The sequence below is a fragment of the Streptomyces chisholmiae genome, from assembly GCF_031845445.1.
Classification (GTDB): domain Bacteria; phylum Actinomycetota; class Actinomycetes; order Streptomycetales; family Streptomycetaceae; genus Streptomyces; species Streptomyces chisholmiae.
This window is the reverse complement of record NZ_JAVREO010000013.1, coordinates 36,996-56,435: the sequence shown is the minus strand read 5'-3', so window position 1 is coordinate 56,435 and position 19,440 is coordinate 36,996. Positions and strand designations below refer to the sequence as shown.

18 protein-coding genes and 1 pseudogene are annotated in these 19,440 nt (G+C 75.8%); 13 read left to right on the top strand and 6 right to left on the bottom strand.

Annotation, left to right across the window (positions count from 1 at the left end; translation table 11 throughout):
* Window positions 1–120: 120 nt before the first annotated feature.
* The 6 genes from RM844_RS21250 to RM844_RS21225 all read left to right on the top strand — a co-directional run bounded on the left by RM844_RS21250 (window position 121) and on the right by RM844_RS21225 (window position 6,068).
* Window positions 121–1,005 carry a hypothetical protein gene (locus tag RM844_RS21250; protein WP_394814570.1) on the top strand — a complete coding sequence of 295 codons (885 nt, stop codon included), beginning with the start codon at window positions 121–123 and terminating at the stop codon, window positions 1,003–1,005.
* 206 nt (window positions 1,006–1,211) lie between these two features.
* Window positions 1,212–2,297: an enoyl-CoA hydratase/isomerase family protein gene (locus RM844_RS21245; protein WP_311668907.1), complete on the top strand. Its 1,086-nt coding sequence runs from the start codon at window positions 1,212–1,214 to the stop codon at window positions 2,295–2,297.
* Between the two features lie 110 nt (window positions 2,298–2,407).
* Window positions 2,408–3,355 (top strand): aldo/keto reductase, encoded by a 948-nt coding sequence (locus tag RM844_RS21240; RefSeq protein ID WP_311668906.1) that lies wholly within the window; start codon window positions 2,408–2,410, stop codon window positions 3,353–3,355.
* A 99-nt stretch (window positions 3,356–3,454) separates the two neighbouring features.
* Complete coding sequence (locus RM844_RS21235) at window positions 3,455–4,075, top strand: L-threonylcarbamoyladenylate synthase (RefSeq protein WP_311668905.1); 621 nt, start codon at window positions 3,455–3,457, stop codon at window positions 4,073–4,075.
* Between the two features lie 156 nt (window positions 4,076–4,231).
* The gene (locus RM844_RS21230; RefSeq protein ID WP_311668904.1) at window positions 4,232–4,702 is read left to right on the top strand and encodes a cupin domain-containing protein; all 471 of its coding nucleotides are present in this window, start codon (window positions 4,232–4,234) and stop codon (window positions 4,700–4,702) included.
* Window positions 4,703–4,892: 190 nt separating this feature from the next.
* Entirely contained in the window at window positions 4,893–6,068 is a 1,176-nt protein-coding gene (locus tag RM844_RS21225; protein ID WP_311668903.1) for an acyl-CoA dehydrogenase family protein, read from the top strand.
* 255 nt (window positions 6,069–6,323) lie between these two features.
* Here RM844_RS21225 and RM844_RS21220 read toward each other — a convergent pair whose 3' ends face one another.
* Window positions 6,324–6,776, bottom strand: a complete 453-nt coding sequence (locus tag RM844_RS21220) for a hypothetical protein (RefSeq protein ID WP_311668902.1) — start codon at window positions 6,774–6,776, stop codon at window positions 6,324–6,326.
* Window positions 6,777–6,978: 202 nt separating this feature from the next.
* Between RM844_RS21220 and RM844_RS21215 the strand changes: the two genes are divergently transcribed.
* The 5 genes from RM844_RS21215 to fxsA all read left to right on the top strand — a co-directional run bounded on the left by RM844_RS21215 (window position 6,979) and on the right by fxsA (window position 12,724).
* Complete coding sequence (locus RM844_RS21215; protein ID WP_311668901.1) at window positions 6,979–7,419, top strand: Lrp/AsnC family transcriptional regulator; 441 nt, start codon at window positions 6,979–6,981, stop codon at window positions 7,417–7,419.
* Between the two features lie 43 nt (window positions 7,420–7,462).
* On the top strand, window positions 7,463–9,103 hold the full coding sequence (locus RM844_RS21210; protein ID WP_311668900.1) for an amidohydrolase: 1,641 nt from the start codon (window positions 7,463–7,465) through the stop codon (window positions 9,101–9,103).
* A gap of 504 nt (window positions 9,104–9,607) precedes the next feature.
* Window positions 9,608–11,356, top strand: a complete 1,749-nt coding sequence (gene lnt / locus RM844_RS21205) for an apolipoprotein N-acyltransferase (protein WP_394814565.1) — start codon at window positions 9,608–9,610, stop codon at window positions 11,354–11,356.
* Between the two features lie 4 nt (window positions 11,357–11,360).
* The gene (locus RM844_RS21200) at window positions 11,361–12,125 is read left to right on the top strand and encodes a polyprenol monophosphomannose synthase (protein WP_311668899.1); all 765 of its coding nucleotides are present in this window, start codon (window positions 11,361–11,363) and stop codon (window positions 12,123–12,125) included.
* Between the two features lie 5 nt (window positions 12,126–12,130).
* Entirely contained in the window at window positions 12,131–12,724 is a 594-nt protein-coding gene (fxsA, locus tag RM844_RS21195; RefSeq protein ID WP_311668898.1) for an FxsA family membrane protein, read from the top strand.
* A 78-nt stretch (window positions 12,725–12,802) separates the two neighbouring features.
* Here the strand turns inward: fxsA and RM844_RS21190 are convergent, their stop codons facing one another.
* On the bottom strand, window positions 12,803–13,177 hold the full coding sequence (locus RM844_RS21190; protein ID WP_097232556.1) for an RNA polymerase-binding protein RbpA: 375 nt from the start codon (window positions 13,175–13,177) through the stop codon (window positions 12,803–12,805).
* Between the two features lie 169 nt (window positions 13,178–13,346).
* On the bottom strand, window positions 13,347–14,096 hold the full coding sequence (gene yczE / locus RM844_RS21185; protein ID WP_311668897.1) for a membrane protein YczE: 750 nt from the start codon (window positions 14,094–14,096) through the stop codon (window positions 13,347–13,349).
* A gap of 100 nt (window positions 14,097–14,196) precedes the next feature.
* On the opposite strand from yczE, the gene yczR reads away from it, so the two are divergent.
* Together yczR and RM844_RS21175 are read left to right on the top strand one after the other, a co-directional pair.
* Complete coding sequence (gene yczR / locus RM844_RS21180) at window positions 14,197–15,699, top strand: MocR-like transcription factor YczR (RefSeq protein WP_311668896.1); 1,503 nt, start codon at window positions 14,197–14,199, stop codon at window positions 15,697–15,699.
* Between the two features lie 234 nt (window positions 15,700–15,933).
* Window positions 15,934–16,245, top strand: a pseudogene (locus tag RM844_RS21175) (MerR family transcriptional regulator); the annotation flags it as partial.
* Between the two features lie 37 nt (window positions 16,246–16,282).
* Here RM844_RS21175 and RM844_RS21170 read toward each other — a convergent pair.
* From RM844_RS21170 to RM844_RS21160, 3 genes are all read right to left on the bottom strand, one after another.
* Window positions 16,283–16,651 (bottom strand): VOC family protein, encoded by a 369-nt coding sequence (locus RM844_RS21170; protein WP_311668895.1) that lies wholly within the window; start codon window positions 16,649–16,651, stop codon window positions 16,283–16,285.
* A 107-nt stretch (window positions 16,652–16,758) separates the two neighbouring features.
* A complete protein-coding gene (locus RM844_RS21165) occupies window positions 16,759–18,372 on the bottom strand; it encodes a bifunctional 3'-5' exonuclease/DNA polymerase (RefSeq protein WP_311669052.1) in 1,614 nt (537 codons plus the stop codon).
* Between the two features lie 169 nt (window positions 18,373–18,541).
* On the bottom strand, window positions 18,542–19,390 hold the full coding sequence (locus RM844_RS21160) for a DeoR/GlpR family DNA-binding transcription regulator (RefSeq protein ID WP_311669051.1): 849 nt from the start codon (window positions 19,388–19,390) through the stop codon (window positions 18,542–18,544).
* Window positions 19,391–19,440: the final 50 nt, after the last annotated feature.

The following is a 19,440-nucleotide window of genomic DNA, read 5'->3' as shown; positions in this document are numbered from 1 at the left end:
CCACCCACGGCCGGCACCCGCCCACCCTCGGCAACCAACCGGGCGCCGGCGGCCACCTGGGGACGGGCCCGCGGACAGCGGGCCCGACTCGCCACGTCCACGAAGGAGTTGACCGTGCGCATCCCCACCGGAGACCGCCCGGCCCGGCGCCGCGGGCCGCTGACGCTCTGCGGCGTCCTGCTGTTCACCCTGGTCGCCGCCCTGCTCGTGCCCTCGGCCGCCACCGCCGCCCCCACCCCCGCCGCCGCCGACCACCCCGACGAGAACTGGAACCCGCCGGCCGAGTACGCCACCGGCCTCGACGAGGTCTGGCGGCACATGGCAGAGACCTACCCCGACCTGCTGGGCTTCCCCAACTACGGCTGGGACCAAGTCATGGCCAACGGTGGCACCCTCAACTACTGCGTCCGCTGGGAGTCCGCCACCCCGGTGACCGCCGAACTGCGCGACCAGATCCACACCGTGCTCGACCAGCAGGTCAACAAGTGGTTCGAGGCCGTCGACGGCTTCGACGGGTTCCCCTACCAGCGGGTCCCGGTCAACGTCGTGGGCTGGGCGGCCGCCGACCGCGCCACCCTCCAGTGGGACGACGACGCGGTTGACCTCTACATCGGCGACCTGGACGCCGGCGGCGCCCCGCGTTGCGCCCCCGAGTGCGACCGGTTCCACCACCAGGACGGCGACTACAGCCAGTGCCCCGGCGGGGAGGCCCGCCACTTCGACCAGTCGCTGTGGCTGACCGACGGCTTCGGCGGCGGCGCCGGCGGCGACTGGGGCCAGCGGATGGGCCGCGAGTACTTCGTGGGAGCCCTCGGCCAGGAGAACATCCACATCCTGCTGCACGAGATCGGCCACACCCTCGGGCTGGACGACTTCTACGACTGGACGCCGACCGGCGTCGACTCCTTCCTGATGAAGGCCGGCAGCGCCGCCGAGATCACCGGCTTCGACGCCTGGATGGCCCGCGACTTCTGGCGCCACCTCAGGCCGCGCTACGGGGTCTGACACCCCCGCGAGACCGGCCCCCGCGAACCGGCCCACCTCCCTTCCGGCGCACCGGCCCCCGCCGCGCCGCGCGCCCCCGCCGTACCCTCGGGGGGCGCGCGGCGGTCCGGCGGCGGCGGCCGGCCGGTCCGCGCGGCCGACCGGCGACCGAGAGGGAAGGACCAGCGGATCATGCGAGGCGAGAGCACCGGCCCGGAGGCCACGCGGTGACCGGCGACCAGCGGGAGCGGCCCGAGGTGCTGCTGGCGACGACGGGCCGGCTCGGCCGGATCACCCTCAACCGGCCCCGGGCGCTGAACGCCCTCAACCACGCCATGGTGCGGGCGGTGGACGCGGCGCTCCGCGGCTGGGCGGACGACCCCGCGGTGACCACCGTGCTGATCAGCGGCGCCGGCGACCGCGGCCTCTGCGCCGGCGGCGACATCCGCGCCATCCACCGGGACGCCAGCACCTCGGACGGCACCGCCACCGCGGCGTTCTGGCGCGACGAGTACCGGCTCAACGCGCGGATCGCCCGGTTCCCCAAGCCCTATGTGGCGCTGATGGACGGCATCGTGATGGGCGGCGGCGTCGGCGTCTCCGCCCACGGCGACCTCCGGGTGGTCACCGAACGCTCCCGGGTCGCCATGCCGGAGACCGGCATCGGCTTCGTGCCCGATGTCGGCGGCACCTGGCTGCTGGCCCGCGCGCCCGGCGAGCTGGGCACCCATCTGGCGCTCACCGGCGCCGAGATGACCGCCGGCGACGCGTTGCTGTGCGGCTTCGCCGACCACCACGTGCCGGCCGCCGCGCTGCCCGCGCTCGCCGCCGACCTCGCCGAACGGCCGGCCGCCGAAGCGGTGGCCCGGCACGCCAGCCCCGCGCCGCCGGCCCCGCTCGCCGCGGCCCGTGACTGGATCGACGCCTGCTACGCGGCCGACACCGTCGAGGAGATCCTGGCCCGGCTGACCGCGGCCGGCATCCCGGCCACCGAGGCGGCCGCGCGCACCCTGCTCGGCCGCTCCCCGACCGCGCTCAAGGTGACCCTGGCCGCGGTCCGCCGGGCCCGCCGGCTGGCCACCCTGGAGGAGGCGCTCGAGCAGGAGTACCGCACCTCCCGCGCCTGCCTGACCAGCCACGACCTGGTCGAGGGCATCCGCGCCCAGGTGGTCGACAAGGACCGCGCGCCACGCTGGCGGCCGGCCACCCTGGCCGAGGTCACCGACGCCGAGGTGGCCCGCCACCTCCCCGGCGACGACCCCGATGACCTCGGTCTCACCGCACCGGAGCGCCGTCCGGACAAGCGCAGTTGATGGAGCGTCAGGTGATCAGCTGACGCTCCGTCAAGCCTCGCGGCTTGCCCTGGAGAGCACTCCAGCGACCAGTGTTACCCCTCCCACCAGGGACAACGGGAAGGAACACCATGACCGCGGTGAATCTCGCGCTGGGCACCATGCTCTTCGGCATCAAGGTCCCCGAGGAGACCTCGTTCGCGCTGCTCGACCAGTTCGTCGACGCCGGCGGCGTCTGGCTGGACACCGCCGACTGCTACAGCTTCTGGGCCGACGACAGCGGACACGGCGGGGCCAGCGAACGCCTCCTGGGGCGTTGGCTGGCCAGCCGCCCCGGCGTCCGGGACCGGGTCCGGATCAGCACCAAGGTCGGCGCCGAACCGATGGACGACGGGGAGTGGCCGGCCAACCGGCAGGGCCTGTCCGGGGCCGCCATCGCCACCGCCGTCCAGGGCAGCCTGCGCCGGCTCGGCACCGACCACCTCGACCTGTACTGGGCGCACATGGAGGACCGGAGCGTCGACCTGGCGGAGACCGCCGAGGCGCTCGCCAAACTGGCCGCCGACGGCACCGTCGGCCGGCTGGGCGCCTCCAACCACCCGCTGTGGCGGGTGGAACGGGCCCGCGGCATCGCCCGGAGCCACGGCTGGGCCGAGTACACCGCGCTCCAGCTGCGCCACTCCTACTTCAGACCCCGCCCGGGCATCGCCGTGCCGGGCCAGAACCACCGGTTCGGCTGGGCCACCGACGAGACGCTGGACTACGTGCACAGCGACCCGGAGCTGACCCTCTGGGCCTACACCACCCTCCTCTACGGCCACTACGCCCGACCCGACCGCGACCCGGGCGAGGCCTACCAGCACGTCGGCAACGAACGCCGCGCGGCGGCGCTCGGCCAGGTCGCCGACGAGCTGGGGGTGACCCCCAACCAGGTGGTCCTCGCCTGGCTGACCGGCGGCGAGCCGGCCGTCACCCCGATCGTCGGGGTGAGCCGCCCCGAGCAGCTCACCGAGGCCATCGCCGGCGTCACCCTCGAACTGCCGGCCGAACACCGCGCCCTGCTCGACGCGGCCGGCTGACCCCACCGCCCGGCGCCCCGGTCTCACCCGCCCGGCGCCCCGGTCCCACCGGCCGGGGCGCCGCGCCGGGCGCCGCCGCGCACGACCTAAGCTCGGCGCATGGCGAAATACCTCGACGTTCACCCGGAGAACCCGCAGCCCCGCGCCATCGCCGAGGCCGTGCGGCTGTTGCGCGACGGCGGGCTGATCGTCTACCCCACCGACTCCTGCTACGCGCTCGGCTGCCTGCCGGGCAACAGCGAGGGTCTGGAGCGCATCCGCACCATCCGGCAGCTGGACAGCCGGCACCACTTCACCCTGGTCTGCCGGGACCTGGCCCAACTGGGGCAGTTCGTCCGGCTGGAGAACGCCGTCTTCCGCGCCGTCCGGGCCGCCACCCCCGGCGGCTACACGTTCATCCTGCCGGCCTCCAAGGAGGCGCCGCGCCGGGTGCTGCACCCGAAGCGGCGCACCGTCGGGGTGCGCGTCCCCGAACACCCCGTGGTCCAGGCGCTCCTCGCGGCCCTCGACGAACCCCTGCTCTCCAGCACGCTGTTGCTGCCCGACCAGGACGAACCCCTCACCCAGGGCTGGGAGATCAAGGAGCGCCTGGACCACGTGGTGGAGGCGGTGCTCGACTCCGGCGACTGCGGGACCGTGCCGACCACCGTCGTCGACTTCTCCGAGGGCGAACCGGAGATCGTGCGCCGGGGCGCCGGCGACCCGGACCGCTTCGCCTGACCCGCGGGACGCGCGCTTCCCTGGGTTGATCATCCGGCCGCGGGGCATGATCGGCCTGGCAGTGTCGGAGCCTCGACAAGGAGGTCAGGTGCCCCAACGAACGGAAGCACGCGAGATGTTGACGGCGAGTCAGGACGCACGTCGGGAGATAGCCCGATGAGGCGGGGACGGGCTCGCCGGCTGCCCTGGATCATCGCCGCGCTGGCCGGCACGCTGGCGCTGGGCGCCCTGCCCTCCTCGGCGGTCGGCGCGGCCGGCGCCGACACCGAGCCGATCGTCGAGCCGCTGACCGAGGGCCTCGCCCCGCACGGCGTGGACATCGCCGTCGAGGGGCCGACGGACGTGGTCCAGCGGCTCATCACCATCCCGCCCGGCGGCTCCACCGGCTGGCACTACCACCACGGGCCGCTGCTCGGCGTGGTCGAGTCCGGCATCCTGACCCGCACCCTGGACGACTGCACGGTCGAGGTGTCAGGACCGGGCGACGCCCTGGTCGAGGCCCACGGCGCCGACCACGTCCACGTGGGACGCAACCTCGGCACCGAGCCGGTGGTGCTCTACGCGACCTACCTGGTGCCGCACGGCGCGCCCCTCTCGGTGGACGCGGAGAACCCCGGCTGCCCCTGACCGCCTCGCCGGCGCCCGGCGCGCGCCGCGCGCGTCCCGCGGCGGACCGGGCCGGAGTCCTCGACCTGGGGGCCGGCAGCTGGTTCACTGCCTCGCACCGTCTTCACGCCACCCGGGCGTCGGGGCCACCTCCGCGCCGCCCGGGTCGGCGGGCCACCCGCACCCGCCACCGAAAGGAACCATGGTCACCATGCCGTCCCACCCCCCGACCCCGACCGCGTCGAACGCCGGCGAGGCGGACGAACTGCTCGCCCTCGTCCGTCAGGTGACGGGCCGCGAGATCCGGCCGTCGGCCGCCGACGAGGAGGCGGCCGCGGTCTTCCCCAGGGAGACCTTCGCCCTGCTCTCCAAGCTGGGCCTGCTCGGCCTGCCCTACCCCGAGGAGTACGGCGGCGGCGGCCAGCCCTACGAGGTGTACCTGCGGGTGCTGGAGGAGCTGGCGGCGGCCCGGCTCACCGTCGGCCTGGGGGTGAGCGTGCACACCCTGGCCTGTCACGCGCTGGCCGGCTTCGGCGACGAGACGCAGCGCGCCCGCTGGCTGCCCGACGCGCTCGGCGGTGAACTGCTGGGCGGCTACTGCCTCTCCGAGCCGACCGCCGGCTCCGACGCGGCCAGCCTGCGCACCCGCGCGGTGCGGGACGGCGCGGACTGGGTGATCACCGGCACCAAGGCGTGGATCACGCACGGCGGGATCGCCGACTTCTACACGGTGCTGGCCCGCACCGGCGAGGACGGCCCCAAGGGCATCACCGCCTTCCTGGTGCCGGGCGACGCGCCGGGCCTGACCGCCGCCAAGCCGGAACGCAAGATGGGCATGGCCGGCTCGCCCACCGCCCAACTGCACTTCGACGGCGTGCGGGTGGCCGACGAGCGCCGGCTCGGCGAGCTGGGGCGCGGCCTGCCGATCGCCCTGGCCGCGCTGGACGCCGGCCGGCTGGGCATCGCCGCCTGCGCGGTCGGCCTGGCCAGGGCGGCGTTGGACGAGGCGCTGGCGTTCACCACCCGGCGCCGGCAGTTCGGCCGGCCGGTCGCCGACTTCCAGGGCACCCGCTTCCTGCTCGCCGAGCTGGCCACCCAGATCGAGGCCGGCCGGGCGCTGCTGCACAGCGCCGCCCGACTCCGGGACGCGGGCCGGCCGTTCACCGCCGAGGCGGCGATGGCGAAGCTGTTCTGCACGGACGCGGCGATGCGGGTGACGGTGGACGCGGTCCAGCTGATGGGCGGTTACGGCTACAGCGCCGACTACCCGGCCGAACGCTACCTCCGGGAGGCGAAGGTGCTGCAGATCGTGGAGGGCACCAACCAGATCCAACGCCTGGTCATCGCCCGCGAGGTCCTCGCCCGAGCCGAACCGACCCCGAACTGACCCCGGGGGTCGCGAGGCCCCCGCCCTCCCCAGCCGGGCCGCGGCCCGGCCGCGAGCCGGCCGAGCCCCGGGGGAGTCGTCGGCCGTCCAGCCCACGGCCCGGTGCGGGGTCTGGTTCGGTCGTGTGCGGATCCTCGACCCGCGGTCGACCGTCCCGCCGGACTCCCGGCGGGAGTTGGCGGGATAGCCCATGGCGGGCCGGCCGGGCCCGCGGGGCCCGGCCCCCGCGGCGCCGCGGCGCCGCGGGGACCGGGGTCAGGCCGCCTGGCGGAGGGCCGGGGCGGGGCCGGCGGCGTGCGAGAACGGTTGGAGGCGCCAGTCGAGCCCCTCCGGCAGCGTCGCCAGCGAGAGCACCTCCCCGCCGGTCGGCGGGGCCAGCTGCACCGACCAGCCGGCCTCCGCCGGCTCCCGGCCCGAGCCGGGGCAGATGGTCAGCCCGAACGGCTGCCACGGGGTGGCACACAGCGCGTGCTGGGGCAGCGGCTCGTCCGCCGCGCCGAGCGCGATCGAGCGGGCGCACTCCGGGCAGACCACCCGGGGCCCCTCGACGCCGACCAGCTCCGGCTCGTCCGGCGGCTCGGCGAGCCCGCCGGTCGAGAACGGGGCGACCGGCACCACGCCGGTCGGCCCGGAGCCGGTGGAGCCCCGGCGGGCGGCGCGCGCGGCGGCCTGGCCCGCGGCTTGCCGGGGCGGTTGAACAGTGGGCATAAATCCCCCTTGGAAGGCACATGTGGCGGCCTCTGCAAGAGCTGCCCGTGCCGATCGGCGGATAATCGCCCGGCCGGAGGGCGCCTGCGCGCCGTGATTGTGGTCTTCATCACAGAAGTGTGAAGAACGACTGTACGCCTGACGGTCTGACAAGCGGAAAGCGGCCAGCGCTTCGCCGGTGATCCGGGTAGGTTACGGACTCGTGGAGGAACTGGACCAGCGCATCGTGGAACTGCTCGTCAAGGACGGGCGGATGAGCTACACCGATCTGGGCAGGGCCACCGGCCTGTCCACCTCCGCCGTCCACCAGCGGGTCCGCCGGCTGGAACAGCGGGGGGTCATCCGGGGATACGCGGCGATCGTCGACCCGGAGGCGGTGGGCCTGTCGCTGACCGCGTTCATCTCCGTCAAACCGTTCGACCCCAGCGCCCCCGACGACATCGCCGAGCGGCTCGCCCCGGTCCCCGAGATCGAGGCCTGCCACAGCGTGGCCGGCGCGGAGAACTACCTGCTCAAGGTGCGCGTCGCCACCTCGGGGGAGCTGGAGTTGCTGCTCGCCAGGATCCGTTCGCTGGCCGGCGTCTCCACGCACACCACGGTCGTGCTCTCCACCCCCTACGAGTCCCGGCCGCCCCGGATCTGACCCCGCGGCCGGAGCACCCCCCGGCGGCCGGGAGACTGGGGGCATGACCCAACGCACCACCCCCGGCGCGACCGCGCGGTCGACGCTGCTGCGCCGGGGCGAGATCCACAGCCCGGCCGACCCGTTCGCCACCGCCATGCTGGTCACCGGCGACCGCGTCGCCTGGCTCGGCTCCGAGGCCGCCGCCGACGCGCTGGCCGACTCCGCCGACGAGACGGTCGACCTGGACGGCGCCCTCGTCACCCCGGCCTTCACCGACGCGCACGCGCACGTCACCGCCGCCGGCCTGGCGCTCACCGGGCTCGACCTGACCGGCGCCCGTGACCTGGCCGACGCGCTGGCCCGGGTCCGCGCCTACGCCGCCGCCCGGCCGGCCGGCGGGGTGCTGCTCGGCCACGGCTGGGACTCGGCCCGCTGGCCGGAGGACCGGGCCCCCACCCGCGCCGAGCTGGACGCGGCGGCCGGCGGCCGGCCGCTCTACCTGTCCCGGGTCGACGTGCACTCGGCGCTGGCCACCACCGCGCTGCTCGACCTGGTCCCGGGCGTCGCGCACCGCGCCGGCTACCACGCCGACCGGCCGCTCACCGGCGACGCCCACCACGCGGTGCGGGCCCGCGCCTTCGGCGACCTCAGCCCGAGCCGGCGCGCCGAGGCGCAGCGCGCCACCCGGGCGCACGCCGCCGCGCACGGCATCGGCGCGCTGCACGAGTGCGGCGGCCCGGAGATCTCCAGCGAGGACGACCTGGTCGCGCTGGTGAAGCTGGCCGCCGCCGAGCCCGGGCCGCGGATCTTCGGGTACTGGGCCGAGCTGGTCACCGACCCCAAGGACCCGCGCCGGATCGCCGAGCTGGGCGCGGTCGGCGCGGCCGGCGACCTGTTCGCCGACGGCTCCCTCGGCTCGCACACCGCGCACCTGTGCCAGCCGTACGCCGACGCCCCGCACACCGGCCTGGCGCACCTGACCGATGACCAGATCGCCACCCATGTCGCGCTGTGCACCGAGGCCGGCTTCCAGGCCGGTTTCCACGCCATCGGCGACGCCGCCGTGGCCACCGTGCTGCGCGGTGTCCGGGCCGCCGCCGACCGGGTCGGTCTGGAGCGGGTCCGCGCGCTGCGGCACCGGGTGGAGCACGCTGAGCTGCTCTCCGCCGAGCTGATCGCCGAGCTGGTCGCGCTCGGCCTGGTGGTCTCCGCCCAGCCGGCCTTCGACGCCGCCTGGGGCGGCCAGGACGGCATGTACGCGGCCCGGCTGGGGCCGGCACGGGCCGCCGAGCTGAACCCGTTCGCGGCGCTGGCCCGCGCCGGGGTGCCGCTGGCCTTCGGCTCGGACGCGCCGGTCACCCCGCTCGACCCGTGGGGCGCGGTGCGGGCCGCCGCCCACCACCGCACCCCGGCCCACCGGATCTCGGTGCGGGCCGCCTTCACCGCGCACACCAGGGGCGGTTGGCGGGCGGTCGGCCGGGACGACGCCGGCGTCCTGGTGCCCGGCGCCCCGGCCGACTACGCGGTCTGGCACACCGGCGCGCTGCTGGTGCAGGCCCCGGACGACCGGGTGGCCCGCTGGTCGACCGACCCCCGCTCCGGCACCCCCGGCCTCCCGGACCTCAGCCCGGGCGGCCCGCTCCCGGAGTGCCGTCGTACGGTGGTCGGCGGGGAGATCGTCTACGACCGGCTGAACGAGTGATCCGGCGCCCGGCCGATACCGCCGAACGACGTGCGCTCGCTCACCCACCGGCCGTGTGCCGCCCGCACTGACCAGCCGCTTTGGCGGAACACCGCAGGTGACGCACGTGTTGACAGCCGCCGGGCGTCCGGGGGTAGGTTCGGCCGGGTCCACCACAGGACGTCCGACCGGCGTTCCTTCGCGCAGCCGTCGAACGCTGCTGGGCCAGAGGGCGGGCGCCGTCCCGGCGTCCCGCCAGCGGGAGCCAGGTCCAGTGTCCGCGGCACGGGGGCGGGAGGTTTCGCCCGGTCGGCAGGTGCGACCCGGGCGGGGCCCGGACGCTCAGTAGACAACGGCTTCGGTCGACCCGCAGCCAGCGGGTCCCTGGTCGGACCGAAGGGCGCCGGGCTCCGGTCCGCAGCCGGGCGCGGAGCGCACGTTCCGCGGCCCGTGTGATCGCGCGCCCCGGCAGGCGAGGTACGGTCGTTCATCATCGCCCCGCTCGCCAGAGAGGCCACGACCGTGGTGCCACCGGGCCCAGAGACGACCGCCAGGGACGAGGCCGAGGGCCTGCGCGCCCGGCCGGCCGATCCCGCCGAGCCGCACGAGCCGCAGGAGCCGGGCTCGGCGCCCCCGCCGGCGGCCCCCGGCGCCCCGCCGGCGCGCCGCCCCGGGCGGCTGCGCCGGCTGGCCGCCGCGCTGCGGCACGACTGGCCGGCGACGCTGCTGGCCGCGCTGGCCGGGCTGGTCCTGGTGCCGGCGTTCCCGCCCTACGACCTGTGGCCGCTGTCCCTGGTCGCGGTCGCCGCGCTGTCCCTGCTGACCCGGGGCCGCAGCGCCCGCCGGGGCGGCTGGCTCGGCTTCGTGGCGGGCGTGCCGTTCTTCCTCGGGCTGCTGGCCTGGCTGCGGGTGATCGGCTGGGACGCGACGATCGGCCTGGCGATCATCCAGGCGGCCTTCTTCATCCCGCTCGGCGCGGGCCTGGCGGCCACCGCCCGGCTGCGCGCCTGGCCGCTGTGGGCGGCCTGCCTGTGGGTCGGCGAGGAGCTGCTGCGCGGGCGGGTCCCGTTCGGCGGCTTCCCGTGGGGCCGGCTGGCGTTCGCCAACACCGACACCCCGTTCACCCCGCTCGCCGCGCTCGGCGGCGCGCCGCTGGTGACCTTCGCGGTGGCGCTGACCGGCGCGCTGCTGGCCTGGGCCGGGCTGCGGCTGTGGGCGCTGCACCGGGCCCGGCTGCTGGCGCCGAGGACCGCGCTGCCCGCGCTGGGCGGCGCCGGCCTGGCGCTGGCCGTGGGTGCCGTCGGCTACGCGGTGCCGGTGGGCACGGCCGCCGCCGACACCGTCCGGGTGGCCATCGTGCAGGGCAACGTGCAGCAGGCCGGGATGGACTTCCTGGGCCGCCCGATGATGATCCTCAACAACCACGTGGAGGCGACCCTCGAACTGGCCGACGACGTCGAGGCCGGCCGGGTCGAGCGGCCGGAGCTGGTGCTCTGGCCGGAGAACGCCTCCGACCTGGACCCGTACCGCCGGCCCGAGGCCTACGCGGCGATCGACCGGGCCGTGCGGGCCGTCGGCGTGCCGGTGCTGATCGGGGCCCTGGTGGACCACCCGACCCGGGAGGGCTACGTGGAGAACCAGGGCATCGTCTGGGACCCGGAGACCGGCCCGGGCGACTCGTACACCAAGCAGCACCCGGTGCCGTTCGGCGAGTACGTCCCGTTCCGGGACCAGCTCAGCAAGGTGATCACCCGGCTGGACCGGGTGCCCCGGGACTTCTGGCCCGGCGAGCACTCCGGCGTGCTGGACGTCGGCCCGGCCCGGCTGGGCGACGTGATCTGCTTCGAGGTGGCCTACGACGGCATCGTCCGGGACACCGTGAACGAGGGCGCCCGCGCGCTGGTGGTGCAGACCAACAACGCCACCTACGGCGAGACCGGCCAGCCCGAGCAGCAGCTGGCCATGTCCCAGCTGCGCGCGGTGGAGCACGGCCGGGCCGTGGTCACGGTGGCGACCAGCGGCATCAGCGCCGTGGTCCGGCCGGACGGCAGCATCGAGCAGCGCACCGAGGAGTTCACCCAGGACGTGCTCACCACCGAGCTGCCGCTGCGCGACCAGCGGACGGTCGCCGACCGGGTGGGCGCGGCGCCGGAGTGGTCGCTGGCCCTGGCCGGGCTGCTGGCCTGGCTGTGGACCGGCGCGGCCCCCAGACTGAGACGCCGCCCGGCGGCCGAGCGGAGCCGGGAGGCCGGCCCCGCCGAGCGGGAGGAGTGAGCGGGTGACGGGCGGCGCGCGGGAGTTCCCGCCGCTGGGTCGGGTCCTGGTGGTCATCCCGACCTACAACGAGGCCGACAACCTCCCGCCGCTGGTCGCCCGGCTGCGGGAGACCATGCCGGCGTGTGACGTGCTGATCGCCGACGACGACAGCCCGGACGGCACCGGCAAGCTCGCCGACGAGCTGGCCGCCGCCGACCCCGGCGTGCGGGTGCTGCACCGGCCGGGCAAGGAGGGCCTGGGCGCGGCCTACCTGGCCGGCTTCGAGTGGGGCCTGGCGCGCGGCTACGGGGTGCTGGTGGAGATGGACGGCGACGGCTCGCACCAGCCGGAGGAGCTGCCCCGGCTGCTGACCGCGCTGGCCGGCGCGGACGTGGTGCTCGGCTCCCGCTGGGTGCCCGGCGGGCGGATCGTGAACTGGCCGCGCTACCGGCAGCTGCTCTCCCGCGGCGGCAGCGCCTACTCCCGGCTGGTGCTGGGGCTGCCGATCAGGGACGTGACCGGCGGCTTCCGCGCCTTCCGGGCGCCGGTGCTGGACGGCGCGCTGCTGCACGACGTGGCCTCGCAGGGCTACTGCTTCCAGGTGGACCTGGCGCACCGGGCGGTCCGGGCCGGTCACCGGGTGGTCGAGGTGCCGATCACCTTCGTGGAACGGGCCCACGGCAACAGCAAGATGAGCCGGGACATCGTGATCGAGGCCCTGTGGCGGGTCACCGCCTGGGGAGTGGCGGCCCGACTCGGAAGAATCCTCCGACGCCAGGCACACTGAGGACCATGACGAGCGGTAGCCCTGACCCGTACCGAGCCCGCCAGTCGGGCGCCTCCCGACCCGCCCGCCGGCCGCGTGGCCGCCTGACGCTGCTGCCGATCGCGGTGGCCGTCTGGGCCATCCTGGAGATCTGGCTGTTCATCCTGATCGGGGAGGCGGCCAGTGGGATGACCGTCTTCCTGCTGCTGGCCGCCGGGCTGCTGGCCGGCGCGCTGGTGATCCGGCACGCCGGCCGCCGCGCCTGGCAGCGGCTGACGGCCCAGGCCAGGGGGGAGGTGCCGGCCGACAAGCCGGGTCAGGACTCCTCCAGCGGGGTCCTGACCATGCTCGGCGGCCTGCTGCTGATCCTGCCCGGGCTGATCTCGGACGTGGTCGGCCTGGTGCTGATCTTCCCGCCCACCGCCCGGCTGCTGCGGCGCCGGGCGAAGGGCGCCCTGGAGCGCCGCACCTGGCCGGCCGGCCCGGCGTTCCGGGCGGCGAACGAGGCCAGGCGGCGGCGCGGCCAGGGCGGTCAGGTCATCCAGGGCGAGGTGGTGCCCGACGAGGAGCCGGGCGCCGGCCCCGAAGGCCGCCCGGACCGGGACCGCGACCGGGACTGAGCGCGACGCAGCCGAGGGCCGGGTCACCAGTGGTGACCCGGCCCTCGGCAATCCGGTGTGGCCCCTACGGGGCGTCCGCTAGGCGGACTTGCGGCTGTCCCGGGGATGCACCGCGATGTTCATCGCCCCCGAGCGCAGTACCGCCAACCGCTCGGCCAGCACCTCTTCCAACTCCTCACGGGTACGCCGCTCCATCAGCATGTCCCAGTGCGTCCGCGCGGGCTTCCCCTTCTTCTCCTCGGGACCCTCGCCGTCTACCAGCAGGGCCTGGGAGCCGCATACCTTGCACTCCCACTCCGGAGGAATCTCGGCCTCGACCGAGAACGGCATCTCGAACCGATGCCCGTTCTGGCATTGGTACTCCACCGCCTGACGCGGCGCGAGGTCGATACCACGGTCCGTCTCGTAGCTGGTCACCACGAGCCGCGTGCCGCGCAGAGCTCGCTCACTCATGAATCGTGCCTCCCGGGCTGGTCGCCCACAGGACAGGTGTCGCTGTCATCGTCAATCAGGTCAACGTCCGGTCGGCGGTGAAGATTCCCGTTGTAGGTCATACGTCGCCCGTCGTACCGCCCCTTCTTGTACCCACCGCCGCCCGGTTTGTCACATCTGAGAGGGGATGTCACCCGGCGTCCACAGAGGATGGCTCGTGGTCACGGTCCATCCGGCGGGACCAAGGGCGCAGAATACCCCGCCTGGGCCGGTCTTCGAAATCCATTCGCGGCACCGCGTCGGCGCTCGTGTCGGACGTCGCGTCCCGGCCCGGGCCGGGACCCGCGTCGGCGACGGCTTCCGGCGCCGCCAGCACCCGAAGGAAGAACTGGGCCAGCGGGCCGATCGCCACCGCGTAGACCACCGTACCCACCCCCACCGTGCCGCCGAGCACCACCCCGAGCAGCAGCACCGCCACCTCCACCCCGGTCCTGGCCAGCCGCAGCGAACGGCCGGTGACCCGGGCCAGTCCGGTCATCAGCCCGTCCCGCGGCCCGGCGCCGAGCCGGGCCGACAGGTACAGGCCGGTGGCCAGCCCGTTGAGCACCACGGCGGCCAGCATCAACGGCAGCTGGACGGCCGGCCCGGCGGGGGTCGGCGTCAGCGCCAGGGTGGCGTCGATGCCAAGCCCGACCAGCAGCGCGTTGGCGAAGGTGCCGAACCCGGGGCGCTCCCGCAACGGCAGCCAGAGCGCCAGCACCAGCAGTCCTGTGATGTTGACCACCACGCCGACCGAGAGGCCGGTGTGGCCGCTGACCCCCTGGTGGAAGACGTCCCAGGGCCCGGTGCCGAGACCGGCCTCGATCAGCAGCCCCGCGCTGACCCCGAAGAGCAGCAGGCCGAGGGCCAGTCTGACCAGGCGGCGTGACAAATGGTTCAACGGAGGCCATCCTCTACTTGAATTGGACCGATACGGGTCACCTTCTGGCCTGTTCGGCCGCCGTGAGTACGGCCAATCTCAGAAAGGTGGACCGATTTCCATGGCCGAATGGACCTCCACGGTCGGCACCGGGCAGCTCGCCCGGCTGCTCACCTCCCAGGAGTGGTACGGCGGCCCGCCCGGCGCGCGGAAGCTCCCGGCCTACCGGGCGCTGGCCGACGGGGTGCGGCTGCTGGTGCTGGAGGGCCGGGTGCCGGTCGGCGCCCGGCTGCCGGCCGAGCGGGAGCTGGCCGGCGCGCTCGCGGTCAGCCGGACCACGGTGGCCGCCGCCTTCGAGGCGCTGCGCGGCGAGGGCTTCCTCCAGTCCCGGCGCGGCGCCGGGAGCTGGACGGCGGTGCCGGCCGGCCGGCCGCTGCCGGCCCGCGGCCTGGAGCCGCTGCCGCCGGAGGCCGTCGGCTCCATGATCGACCTCGGCTGCGCCGCGCTGCCGGCGCCCGAGCCGTGGCTGACCAGGGCCTGCCAGGCGGCGCTGGCCGCGCTGCCGCCGGCCGCCGCCACCCACGGCGACTTCCCGGCCGGTCTGCCCGAGCTGCGCCGGGCGCTGGCCGACCGGTACACCGCGCGCGGCGTGCCCACCATGCCGGAGCAGATCATGGTCACCACCGGCGCGATGGGCGCGATGGCCGCGCTCTGCCGGATGTTCGCGGCCGGCGAGCGGGTCGCCGTCGAGCACCCCTCCTACGCCAACGTGCTCCAGTTGATGCGGGACGCCGGCGCCCGGCTGGTCCCGGTGCCCATGACGGACGACGCCGACCGGCGTTGGGACCTGCCGGCCTGGCGCCGCACCCTGACCGAGGCGGCCCCCCGGATGGCCTACGTGGTGCCCGACTTCCACAACCCGACCGGCGCGCTGGCCGACGAGGAGCGGCGGCGTGAACTGGTCGCCGCCGCCAGGTCGGCCGGCACCACCCTGGTGGTCGACGAGACCATGGTCGACCTGGCGCTGGACGAGGAGCCGCGGCGGCGGATGCCCCGCCCGATGAGCGCCTTCGACCACGGTGGCGCCGGGGTGATCACGGTCGGCTCGGCCAGCAAGTCGATCTGGGCCGGCATGCGGATCGGCTGGGTGCGCGCCGCCCCCGAGGTGATCCGGGGCCTGATCTCCCGCCGGGCCTACGCCGACCTCGGCAGCCCGGTGCTCGAACAGCTGGCCGTCAGCTGGCTGTTGACCTCGGGTGGCTGGGAGGACGCGGTCGCCCAGCGCCGGGCCGAGATCACCGCGAGCCGCGCCGACCTGGTGCGGGCGCTGCGCGCCCGGCTGCCGGACTGGGAGTTCACCGTGCCGCCCGGCGGCCTCACCCTCTGGGTGCGCACCGGGGGGCTCTCCGGCTCCCGGATCGCCGAGGCGGGGGAGCGGTGCGGGGTGCGGCTGCCCTCCGGGCCCCGGTTCGGCGTGGACGGCGCCTTCGAGGGCTACGTCCGACTGCCGTTCACCGTGCGCGGCCCGGTGGTCGACGAGGCGGCCGCCCGCCTGGCCCGAGCCGCCGAACTGGTCGCCGACGGCGCCGCCCCCCAGGAACGCCCGGCCAGCTACACCAGCTAGACCCCGGCCGGGGCGGCACGGTCGGGTCGGGGTGGCCGGTCCCCGGCCCCGCTCCGCCGCCCGGTGCGGAGGCCGGCACGCCGTCCGCCGTGGGCCGGCGCGGCTCGGCGGGGTGGTCCGGCGCGTTCCGTCCGGGAGTGATGCCTCCGGCGCGGGCGCGACCCGATGTGCCGACGCGCCGACGGCCGTGGCCGGCACGTCGTACCCGGCGCCGAGCCGCTCGCCCAGCGGCGCGCCGGGCTGGCCCGCCCGCGCCGCGACCCGCGCACCGGGTACCGCGTCCGCACCGGGGCCGACGTGCGCGACGCCCGCCTGGCCCGCCAGCTCAGGCGGGGCGGGTACCCGCTGGAGCGGATCGCCCCCGTCCTCGCGCGGGTGCGCACGGCGGGTGGGCTGGCGCCGCTCGCTCACACCCTCGCCGACTGACGCGGCCGACTGACCGACCAGGGGCGGGCGATGCTGCGCGGGGCGGCGGAGCTAAAGGCGTACCTCCGCGCCCGCGACGAGGCCGCCGCCCCGCCGGGGCGCGCGACCCCGACCGGCTGACCCCCGTGGCCCGGCCGGACGGGGCGTGCGCGCCCGCTCAGCCGCCCTCGGGCACCTGGATGAACTGCAGGTAGTTGCCCACCGGGTCCAGCACGGTGGCGAAGAACCAGCCCGAGCCGTCGTCCTCGACCGGCCGGACCCACTCCACCTCCAGGGTGTTCAGGTGCCGCTCGACCGCCCTGATGTCCCGCACGCTGACGTTGACCAGGTGCCGCCCGGGCTCCGCCGCCCGGTCCGCGACGTCGTCCCGCTGGTCGAAGCCGATGACCGCCCCCGGGCCGACCACCAGCATGTGCTCCTCCCAGCGCGCCCCCAACGGCTCCAGCGCCGACCGGTACCACGCGGCCAGGGCCTCCGGGTCCCGACCGGCGATGATTACTCCGAGCCCGCTGACGTTCTCTGCCATCCCACACTCGCCTTCGCTTCCGCCGTTCCGGATGAACGGGTTCGAACGGGTGGACCGGCGCCCCGGGCGGAACTCATCGGTCCGCGGCGACCCTTCCGCGCGCCTCCTCACTTGGCGTCCGCGTACACCTCCACCGTCGCCGTGCCGAACGGGAAGGCCACCGGGGTCTCCCCGAAGGTCAGTCGCGCCGCGGTGGCCGAGGCCTCGGCCACCGCGGCCACCACCGCCGGCGCCTCCTCGGCCGGGCAGTGCACCACCACCTCGTCGTGCTGGAAGAAGACCAGCTCGGCCGCCATCCCCCGGAGCCCCAGCCGGAGCGCGGCCAGCAGCGCCAGCGCCCACTCGGCGGCCGAGCCCTGCACCACGAAGTTCCGCGTGAAGCGACCCCTGGCCCGGGCCGCCGCCCCGGCCGGCGGCGGCTCGTCCGGCGGCACCGCCGGGCTGGTGCGCCCCAGCCACGTCCGCACGTGCTCCCCGCGCTCGCCGGCCCGCGCCGCCTCGTCCACCCAGGCGACCGCGGCCGGGAACCGCCGCCGCAGATCGGCGAGATGACGCAGCCCGTCGCCCGAGGTCTGCCCGTAGACCGCGCCCAGCAGCGCCAGCTTCGCCGCCTCCCGGTCCCCCGCGAAACCCTGCCCGGCCACCCGCGTGTACAGGTCGTCCGCCGACGAGGCGACCGCCATCAGACCCCGGTCCCGGGAGACCGCGGCCAGCACCCGCGGCTCCAGCTGGTCGGCGTCGGCCACCACCAGCCGCCAACCGGGATCGGCCACCACCGCCCGGCGCACCACCTTCGGGATCTGCAACGCGCCGCCGCCGTGCGTCGACCAGCGGCCGGTCATCGTGCCGCCCACCAGGTACTCCGTGCGGAACCTGCCGTCCCGCACCCAGGTCCGCAGCCAGGACCAGCCGTGCGCCGTCCAGATCCGGTACAGCCGCTTGTACTCCAACAGCGGCGCCACCGCCGGGTGGTCGATCTCCCGCAGCTCCCACGCCCGGGTGCTGCCGATCCGGACGCCGGCCCCGGCGAACGCCCGGATCACCTCCGCCGGCAGATCGGGCCGCACCCGGCTGCCGAAGGCGCGGGAGACCTCGTCGGCCAGCTCGGTCAGCCGCCGTGGCTCCGCGCTGCCCGGATACCGCTCGCCGAGCAGCTCGTCCAGCAGCCGGCGGTGGATGTCGGCCCGCCACGGCAGCCCCACCGCCCGCAGCTCGGCGGCGACCAGCGTGCCGGCCGACTCCACGGCCAGCAACAGCCGCATCCGCTCCGGGTGTTGCGCCAGCGCCGTGCGCGCCAGCTGGGACTGGTAGACCGCCAGCAGCGCGTCCAGCGGGTCCGCGTCCCCGGGCAGCGGCGCGGGCGCCGCCTCGAAGAGCGAGGGCTGGTCGCTCGGCGCGCTGGGCAGCGGCGGATCGGCCGGCTCCGGCAGCCGCCGCAGCCGGGCCAGCGCCGCCGCCAGCGACCGCGGCCGGCCCCAGGCGCCCTCGTGCCCCAGCAGCAGCGCTTCGACCGCCTCCACGTCATGGCAGCGCGTCACCCACCCGCCGGCGGCCAGCACCTCCGGGTAGACGGCGGCCGTGGACCGCCACACCCAGCGCGTCACCCACGGCCGGCCGCGCACCGCCGTCGCCGCGTCCGGCTCCCGCCGCACCGCGCCCGCCGGCCGGCCCGCCGCGTCCAGCGGGCAGACCCGCGCCGAGCCGTCCGGATACTCGGCCAGCGCGCAGAGCGCCACCCGGCCGCCGCCCGCCGCCCGGCCCTCGTCCACCCGGTCCTCGTTCACCCGAGCGATTCTGGCAGCGGGCACTGACAACGGCCCCCGACCCGGCCGGCGCACCGCCCCCGGCCCGGCGCACGCGCCCGCCCCGGGCGCCTCTCTAACCGCCTGGCTAGCCGGCGGGCTGGTCCGGCGGCTCTCCGCCCGCGATCAGCAGCTCGGCCAGGTGCTCGGCGATCTCCTCCCGGTCCGGCTCCGGCAGCCCCGGGTCGGTGACCCAGGTGTCCACCTCGTCCAGCGAGGCGAACGAACTCAGCCCCGTCGTCCCCCACTTGGTGTGGTCCGCGACCACCACCACCCGGCGCGCCGAACGGATGAAGTGCCGGTTGGTCTCCGCCTCCGCCAGGTTCGGCGTGGACAGCCCGGCCTCCACCGAGATGCCGTGCACGCCCAGAAAGAGCACGTCGAAGTGGAGCGAGGCGATCGCCGCGTCCGCCACCGGGCCGACCAGCGAGTCCGACGGGGTGCGCACCCCGCCGGTCAGCACCACCCGGGCCGCCTCCGCGCCGTCCTCGCCGCCGCCCGACTCGGCGGCCTGCCGCGCGTGATGGAACACGTCGGCCACCCGCACGGAGTTGGTCACCACCGTCAACTCCGGTACCCGCAGCAGCTGGTGGGCCACCGCGAAGGTGGTGGTGCCGCCGGAGAGCGCCACCGCGCTGCCCGGACTCGCCAGCCCGGCCGCCGCCCGCGCGATGGCGCTCTTCGCGGACAGCTCAAGCGCCGACTTCGCCTCGAACCCCGGCTCGTGGGTCCGCTGCTCGGCCACCGGCACCGCACCGCCGTGCACCTTCTCCAACGCGCCCTGCCGGGCCAGCACATCAAGGTCCCGACGGACCGTCATGTCCGAGACCTGAAGCATGCGTGTCAGCTCGCTCACCCGGATGCCGCCCCTGCGGCGGACCTCGTCCAGGATGAGCGCCCGCCGCTGGCCCGCCAGCAGGTTCTGGTTGTCGCTCACAGGACCTCCCACGTCCTCGGTGCGCTTCATCCTGCCATGCCAACATCCAC

Bases quoted from the DNA above. Each gene is read 5' to 3' on its own strand.
- RM844_RS21240 (WP_311668906.1), top strand. From the start codon at position 2,408: ATGACCGCGGTGAATCTCGCGCTGGGCACCATGCTCTTCGGCATCAAG.
- RM844_RS21235 (WP_311668905.1), top strand. From the start codon at position 3,455: ATGGCGAAATACCTCGACGTTCACCCGGAGAACCCGCAGCCCCGCGCC.
- RM844_RS21230 (WP_311668904.1), top strand. From the start codon at position 4,232: ATGAGGCGGGGACGGGCTCGCCGGCTGCCCTGGATCATCGCCGCGCTG.
- RM844_RS21225 (WP_311668903.1), top strand. From the start codon at position 4,893: ATGCCGTCCCACCCCCCGACCCCGACCGCGTCGAACGCCGGCGAGGCG.
- RM844_RS21220 (WP_311668902.1), bottom strand. From the start codon at position 6,776: ATGCCCACTGTTCAACCGCCCCGGCAAGCCGCGGGCCAGGCCGCCGCG.
- RM844_RS21210 (WP_311668900.1), top strand. From the start codon at position 7,463: ATGACCCAACGCACCACCCCCGGCGCGACCGCGCGGTCGACGCTGCTG.
- fxsA (WP_311668898.1), top strand. From the start codon at position 12,131: ATGACGAGCGGTAGCCCTGACCCGTACCGAGCCCGCCAGTCGGGCGCC.
- RM844_RS21190 (WP_097232556.1), bottom strand. From the start codon at position 13,177: ATGAGTGAGCGAGCTCTGCGCGGCACGCGGCTCGTGGTGACCAGCTAC.
- yczR (WP_311668896.1), top strand. From the start codon at position 14,197: ATGGCCGAATGGACCTCCACGGTCGGCACCGGGCAGCTCGCCCGGCTG.
- RM844_RS21170 (WP_311668895.1), bottom strand. From the start codon at position 16,651: ATGGCAGAGAACGTCAGCGGGCTCGGAGTAATCATCGCCGGTCGGGAC.